This is a genomic window from Alishewanella maricola, assembly GCF_016343785.1.
Taxonomy (GTDB): domain Bacteria; phylum Pseudomonadota; class Gammaproteobacteria; order Enterobacterales; family Alteromonadaceae; genus Alishewanella; species Alishewanella maricola.
Map to the genome: position 1 here is coordinate 1 of NZ_JAEINI020000049.1, position 594 is coordinate 594.

A 594-nucleotide genomic window follows, 5' to 3' on the forward strand; every position below is an offset into this window, starting at 1 on the left:
CTTGCTAATGGGCTGCCGCAGCGCAGCGTAGGCAGTCCCGTGGAGGCCACGCCGTTTGTGGCCGGAACGAAATTAAGCAACTTGTTAGGTACGCTCACTTACTAAAATATGTTTTGCTTCGCTCCAGTTCAGTATCAGGTTTCTCATCACTAATTAAAACTTCAGGGTCAAGAGTTGCTAAGACAAACAGTGTTTGATCTTCTGTCCAGATATAATACCCAGAGAATTCCTGTGGCCCAGTTTGTTCAACTATGCTATCTGACTGCACATACTTTTTATAATCGAGATTATTGCACTTTCTTACGGGGCCGATTTCTTTAACAATGTCTAGTTTCTCTTTTGGAGAGGAATACGACTCGTCAATAACATGGAATGAAATAACTTCGTTAAAAATAATCCTTAGACATTGACTTTGCTTCACTACGTTGACAGGGAAGTAAGGCCCAATTGGGTTGTCAGTGTCAGATAAAACCATCTCTGGCTCGCCTGACTTCACCCCTTCAACTAACTTAATACTAAGTACGTCTGGGTATAAAAATTCTAGCTTTTCGAAAAACCAAGTATCAACTTTAGGAATATTCATAAGTACCTAAC

The 594-nt window shown here is 40.9% G+C and carries 1 protein-coding gene; it reads right to left on the bottom strand.

All coding sequences use genetic code 11. From position 1 onward, the window contains the following. Positions 1-94 precede the first annotated feature (94 nt). The gene (locus JAO78_RS16670; protein ID WP_226752487.1) at positions 95-583 is read right to left on the bottom strand and encodes a hypothetical protein; all 489 of its coding nucleotides are present in this window, start codon (positions 581-583) and stop codon (positions 95-97) included. Positions 584-594: the final 11 nt, after the last annotated feature.

Excerpts from the sequence above, each read along its gene's own strand:
- JAO78_RS16670 (WP_226752487.1), bottom strand. The coding sequence starts at position 583 with ATGAATATTCCTAAAGTTGATACTTGGTTTTTCGAAAAGCTAGAATTT.